Source organism: Streptococcus sp. HMSC066F01 (genome assembly GCF_001837335.1).
Lineage (GTDB): Bacteria > Bacillota > Bacilli > Lactobacillales > Streptococcaceae > Streptococcus > Streptococcus oralis_S.
Window position 1 is genome coordinate 1 of the sequence record NZ_KV832063.1, and the last position, 1,447, is coordinate 1,447.

At 35.3% G+C, this 1,447-nt stretch carries 1 protein-coding gene; it reads right to left on the minus strand.

The window, feature by feature from the left end; all coding sequences use genetic code 11:
• Positions 1 to 132: 132 nt before the first annotated feature.
• A complete protein-coding gene (locus HMPREF2655_RS00115) occupies positions 133 to 1,161 on the minus strand; it encodes an ISL3 family transposase (protein ID WP_070837076.1) in 1,029 nt (342 codons plus the stop codon).
• Positions 1,162 to 1,447: the final 286 nt, after the last annotated feature.

Genomic DNA, 1,447 nt, shown 5'->3' on the forward strand with positions numbered 1-1,447 from the left:
AGGAGTTTTAGGACTTGGTCAGTTGAAACGGAAAGAAGATGAAAGCAAGTAAGCTCTAAAAGTTAAATAGAAAAGAGGAACTCTGTTTCCTCTTTTTTGGCTCGTTGTCAACTGTAGTGGGTTGAAGAAAAGCTAAGCTCGAGAAAGGACAAATTTCGTCCTTTCTTTTTTGATATTCAGAGCGACGAAAATTCGCTTCTTGAAGTTTTCAAAGTTCCGAAAACCAAAGGCATTGCGTTTGATAAGTTTGATGAGATTATTAGTCGCTTCCAATTTTGCGTTGGAATAGGATAACTGAAGGACATTGACGATTTTCCCTTTGTCCTTTAGAAATGTTTTAAAGACAGTCTGAAAAAGAGAATGAACCTTCTTTATATTGTTTTCAAAGAGTCCGAAAAATTTCTCTGGTTCCTTATTCTGAAAGTGAAAAAGCAAGAGTTGATGGAGATGATAGTGGTGTTTCAAGTCTTCTGAATAGCTCAAAAGCTTGTCTAGGATTTCTTTATTGGTTAAGTGCATACGAAAAGTAGGGCGATAAAAACGCTTATCACTGAGTTTACGACTATCCTGTTGAATGAGTTTCCAGTAGCGCTTGATAGCTTGTGTTCTGCCCTCAAGAACAGTGATGATATTGAGCTTTTCAAAATCTTGCGCAATAAAACTCATCTTTCCCTTAGTGAAGGTATACTCGTCCCAGGACATAATCTCAGGCAGACGAGAAAAATCATGCTTAAAACGGAAGTCATTGAGTTTGCGAATGACAGTTGAAGTTGAAATAGACAGCTGATGGGCAATGCCAGTCATAGAAGTCTTTTCAATTAGCTTCTGGGCAATCTTTTGGTTGATGATACGAGGGATTTGGTGATTTTTCTTGACTATAGGAGTCTCAGAGACCATCATTTTAGAGCACTGATAGCACTTAAAACGGCGTTTTTTAAGGAGAATTCTAGTAGGCATACCAGTCGTTTCAAGGTAAGGGATTTTAGAAGGTTTTTGAAAGTCATATTTCTTCATTTGGCTTCCGCAATCAGGACAAAGTGGAGCATCATAATACATTTTAGCGATGATTTCCTTGTGGGTATCCTTACTGATGATGTCTATAATTTGGATATTAGGGTCTTTGATATCGAGTAGTTTTGTGATAAAATGTAATTGTTCCATATGGCTCTTTCTAATGATGGTTTGGTTGCTTTTCATTATAGGTCATATGGGACTTTTTCTCTACAACAAAATAGGCTCCATAATATCTATAGGGGATTTACCCACTACAAATATTATAGAGCCAAAATAAATAGTTTAACTAAAAGAAGATGGTGTGACCATCTTCTTTTTAATTTAATTTATAAACATGTGGAATTTTTCTATAAATAAAAAGAGAAAAGAGTAAATATTTGTATCTTGCCTTGTAAAGTGTTAATATAAGAAGTAACGACTAAATTTAGATAAG